Source organism: Mycobacterium sp. (assembly GCF_035623875.1).
In the GTDB taxonomy this organism is placed as follows: domain Bacteria; phylum Actinomycetota; class Actinomycetes; order Mycobacteriales; family Mycobacteriaceae; genus Mycobacterium.
In genome coordinates, this window is record NZ_DASPSP010000187.1 from 1 (window position 1) to 5,089 (window position 5,089).

Genomic DNA, 5,089 nt, shown 5'->3' on the forward strand with positions numbered 1-5,089 from the left:
ACCAGATCTGATCGATCAGTTCGCGCAGCGCGAACGGCCGCCGGAAGGCGGCGGCGAATGTCTCGCCCGCCAAAACGACAAAGTCGCCGACGCCGGCGACGGGTTTCGACCAATCAATCCCGGATACCGTCGGCCCTGGAGCTCTTTGCGCCAAGGGCCTATCCGCTCCGCCGAGAGACGTAACCGTGTGATAAAGACCACGATTTTATAGGTTGGCTAGTTTGCTTGACGGGTGCATGCCAACCCCCCGGACGGGCCGTCCGGCCGGTTGGATTCTTGGCAGCAACCAGGAATGACTCGTGCAAAATCGTCAAAATTCTGGCGATGACCGCGGCGTTCATCGAGTTTGCTCGATCTGTCGGCGCATGATCCACGTCATCGCACTCCTCTGGCTGAGGGAAGTTTTGGAATCACCCTGTTGTCTGCGGGAATCCACACGTGCAGGTCCGCGACACCGATGCCCCACCCGCCTGCACACACAAATCACGTCGAGAATTTACGGACAGAGGGGTCGAAGCGGGAGAGTTCGGATCAGGCAGAAAAAATGTGCCCTGAGGGATCACTGCAGCCCAGAAAGCGCCGTTGGCCTGGGCAGATACCGGTGGTGACGATCATCTGCCTAAGCCCGGTCAGAAACCAGCCAACGTAGCCCGGAAGAACCCGATCGGGCCAGGCTCAGCCGACGTTGGTGCCACCCTCGGCGATCCGGCGCACCGCCCTCAGGAAGACGTCAATCTCCTCGAAGGTGTTGTAGAACGCGAACGACGGGCGAACGGTCGCCTCGAGTCCCAGGCGCCGCAATGCCGGCTGGGCGCAGTGATGGCCCGCGCGCACCGCGATGCCTTCGGCGTTGAGCGCCTTGCCCACCTCGAGCGGCTCGTGTCCTGCGAGCACGAATGACAGCACGCTGGCCTTCTCGGTCGCCGTGCCGACAAGGCGGACACCGGGAATGTCAGCGAGTCGCGGCGTCGCGTACTCGAGCAACGAATGCTCATAGGCCGCAATGCGCTCGATACCCAACCGCTCCACATAGCGCAGCGCCTCGGCAAGCCCGACGGCGTCCGCGATATTGCCGGTGCCGGCCTCGAACTTCGTCGGCGGCCCTTGATACAGCGACCGTTCCGTCGTGACGTCGGCGATCATGTGGCCACCGCCCTGCCAAGGCGGTGTCTCGGTCAGCGCTTCCTTGGTGCCGTAGAGCACGCCGATTCCGGTGGGGCCGTAGATCTTGTGTCCGGAGAATACGAAGAAATCCGCGCCGAGTTCAGCGACGTTGACGGGCATGTGCTGGATCGACTGGGCGCCGTCGATGAGCACCCGCGCGCCGTAGCGGTGACCCAACTCGACGATCTTGTCGACCGGAACCACCGTGCCCAGCGCATTGGAAACCTGGGTAACGGCCACCAGCTTGGTCCGCGGGCCCAGCAGTTCCTCGAACTCCGACAGCAACAGGTTGCCCGCGTCGTCGATCGGCGCCCACTTCAGGATCGCTCCCGTTTTCTGTGAGATCAGTTGCCAGGGAACGATATTGGCGTGGTGCTCCAGGTAGGTGATAACGATCTCGTCGCCGGGTTGCAGGTGCTTACCGCCCCAGGCGTGCGCCACCAGGTTGATCGCCTCGGTGGTGCCACGCAAGAACACGATGTCGTCGGCCGTTGGCGCGCCGATGAATTCGGCTACGGTGTCGCGGGCCTCCTCGTAGGCGTCGGTTGCCCGGGCCGCCAATTCGTGCGCGGCTCGGTGGATGTTGGAGTTCTCGTGGGCGTAGAAGTGCGACAGCCGGTCGATGACCACCTGCGGCTTCTGGGTGGTCGCCGCGTTGTCGAACCAGATCAACGGTTTGCCGTGGACGGTCTCCTTGAGGATCGGGAAGTCGGCCCGCACCGCGTTGACGTCGAACACCTCGTGTTCGTCGGGCAACTGTGGCACCGGGTCGGCGGCGGTCAGGAAGTGGTAGTTGTGTTCGTCGCCGGCCGGCGCATCCGGCACGGTCAATCCGGTGGGAACGGTGTCGGACCAGTCGAGCGCGGGAACCGACGGCGCCTCGGGAAGCCAGTACGGTGCCGAGCCGCGCGGGGCCACCGGAACGGTCGGCACTGTTCCGGCCAACACACCGGGCACCGTCGGGACGATGCCCTCGGTGGGCACTGCGAAGGCGGCCAAGTCGGCGGTCGGCAGGTAGGGATCGGCGACGCTGCCAGTCGTTTCAGCGGCCGACGGCGCAACCGTCGTGTCGGGCACGTTGCCGCGCGGCGCAACCGGGACCGTCTGCGGCAGGGGTTCGGGTTCAGGAGACGTCGGAGCCGGGACATAGATGTCCCCGGCACCCACCAGCGGGACCGGCGTGGGGTACAGGTCCGCGGCGCCCGCCGCAGTCTGTCCGGCCGAAGCGGCCGCTGTCGAGTCCGGCACGTTGCCGCGGGGGGCGACCGGCGCCGACTGGGGCGGACTGTCGAACCCCGGGCGGACGCTCGCGGCATACAGCTGGTTGGCCAGGGCGGCGAGTTCCGCTGCGCTGATGGGCAGGTCGCTCTCGGCGTCTACCGCTCGATACTCACTTGTACTCACTGAATTGGTCCACGGCGATGTCATTTAGTACGGCGAGTGTCGTAGGCGTGGAACTGGCCAACGTCGACGCCGTCGAGCACGGCAAGCGCGTCGTCGGTCAGAACAGCCAACGACGTGTAGAGGGTGACCAGATACCTTGCGATTGCGGACTCATTGATGCCGGTGAACCGCACCGACAGCCCCGGCGCTTGCTCGCCGACCAGGCCCGGTTGGAAGAGGCCCACCACGCCTTGGCGTTCTTCGCCGGTGCGCACCAGGATGAACTTCGTCTTGCCCTTCTCCAACGGCACCTTGTCCGACGGAATGATCGGAATTCCGCGCCAGGTGATGAATTGCGCGCCGAACAGGCTCACGACAACGGGCGGCACACCGCGATAAGTTGCCTCGCGGCCGAACGCGGCGACGCCCACCGGGTGCGTCAGGAAGAAGCTGGGTGTTTTCCAGACCCTGGTGATCAGCGCGTCAAGGTCGTCGGGCGTCGGAGCGCCGGCCAGCGTTTGGATGGTCTGCTCGGGAGTCGCTTGGGCAAGCAGCCCGTATTCGGGGCTGTTCACTAATTCGAATTCTTGGCGCTCCTTGATGGTCTCGATGGTCAGCCGCAACTGCTGCGCGACTTGGTCGTGCGGGCTGGAGTACAGGTCGGATACCCGGGTGTGGATATCGAGCAAGGTCGAGATCGTCCGCAGCGTGTATTCGCGCGGGCTGGTCTCATAATCCACATAGGTCTCCGGCAGCGGTTCCTCGGTGCCGGCGCCTTCCTCGGCCTTGACGGCGACCCGCTCGGGGTTGACCACGCGGTTGACCCGGTAGATACCCGCTTCCACCGGCACCCAGCTCAGCAGGTGCAGCAGCCAGCGCGGGGTGATCGTCGAGAGCTGCGGAACAGTCTTTGTCGCGTTCGCAAGCTGCCGGGCACCGAGATCGCCAAGTGCCTGAGACTCGTTTTGAGCCGAGGTCATCGTGATCCTTCCATGATGGTCGAAGAAATGGCTGTGTCAGGCCTATGACGGCCGACTAACAGCGCCGCGCCGAGCCTCGGCAAGTGTAAAACTCATCGAGATTTTTTGAACAGCGGGGGTCAATCCGGCCGAAAACAAGCCTGGTCGGAATCATGCCCTATAGTGAATCGCATGCAACAGGCCCCACAGCTGCGCTTTGTCCGTTCGCGCTGCCATTTCGTGGCCTGTTGTTGTTGTTGTTGATTTCCTGACGCCCATCTGACGTTCAAATCGTCGCGCATTTATCCCGCAAGCGGGCGGCCCTGCCAGACCTTGCGGCAATACCGAATCGCGCGCGATCCCACTCTTTCAGGAAGATCAACCACCTCCATGACCGTCTTATCCATACCCGCACCGACGCAGGTGACGACCCGTCAGCGTGTCCACGTCCGGCCAGCCAACGAACTACCCCGGATGACGCGCTATCGCGGCGGGACCTACTCCCACACCGTGGACAGGATCGTGTTCGCCGACGGCACCACCGCGCGCACCGACCTGATCAGGCTCAACCCCAACCTGGATGCCTACTCACTGGACTTCAGCGGTATCGCGCCACACCTTCCGTCGCGGTACCGACTGAGCACCTGGTCGGCACTGCCCCACTTGCGCGGCCGCGGGCGTGAGGCCCAGATCGGTTGGATCCTGCGCCATTCGTTCCCGATCACCACAACGGCCGAATTGAGCCGGCAACTACGCGCCGCCGGCTATCCGTTGGGGGCAGCCAACATCAGCGAGCACGAAGCCATCGCGGCGACCCAAGCCGCGATCTGGTACTTCACCAACGGTCTGGCATTGGACACCCAGCCGCTGAACGTTCCTGTCACGGTGAAGCGGGGTCCGGGGCCGGTCATCACCTTTGAATTCGACGGCCAACCCCAACTGGGCGGCTACTCGGTATGGACCACGTCGGATTCCCCAGTGAGCCTGCGATTGCAAAAGTCGGCCAACGGCGTTGACTGGCACGATGTTTCCGGTTCACAGCTGACCACCGATGCGGCCAACGGACACTACCAACGTGCGCTGGGTGTGGGCAGCACATTGTCGTCGAGCAGCCACGGCAGCCGCGGGCGCGGCTTCCAGTTCTACCGACTGATCACTGCGGCGGACAGCGGCGCACCCGGCATCGGTCATGTCGGTTTCTGGCTGACCGGCGCACGGCACTACCGCAACGCCGACCGGGTGGTGCACCTCTACAACTACTTGCTCGCCGGGGCGAGCGCGGCCGTGCGTGAAGGCGACGAACCACGACTCGTCACTACTCACGCAATCGCGGAACCTGGCCTGGTGGGTCCATTCCAAGTCCGAATTCCTTCGACGCTCAAGGCAACCGATGGTCATGCATTGGTCGACGCGGACGGCGCAGCGATCGACGGGACACTTCACCCGGGCAGAGACTTCTACGTCCGACCGGCACCGGGCGCATCCACAACCACCGTGACCGCAACAACAGCGCACAACACCGCCGATCGGGTGCTGACCGGTGTGGCGTTAGAGGGGGCGCCACAGCGATTCACTCCGGTCGC

3 protein-coding genes are annotated in these 5,089 nt (G+C 64.2%); 1 reads left to right on the forward strand and 2 read right to left on the reverse strand.

The window, feature by feature from the left end; translation table 11 throughout:
* Window positions 1-675: 675 nt before the first annotated feature.
* Window positions 676-2,568, reverse strand: coding sequence for a family 2A encapsulin nanocompartment cargo protein cysteine desulfurase (locus VEI45_RS15535; RefSeq protein WP_324854714.1), 1,893 nt, complete (start codon window positions 2,566-2,568; stop codon window positions 676-678).
* 20 nt (window positions 2,569-2,588) lie between these two features.
* Window positions 2,589-3,527, reverse strand: coding sequence for a family 2A encapsulin nanocompartment shell protein (locus tag VEI45_RS15540; RefSeq protein ID WP_324854716.1), 939 nt, complete (start codon window positions 3,525-3,527; stop codon window positions 2,589-2,591).
* A gap of 369 nt (window positions 3,528-3,896) precedes the next feature.
* Here VEI45_RS15540 and VEI45_RS15545 point away from each other — a divergent pair.
* A partial coding sequence (locus VEI45_RS15545) for a TQXA domain-containing protein (protein WP_324854718.1) occupies window positions 3,897-5,089 on the forward strand: 1,193 nt, incomplete at its 3' end.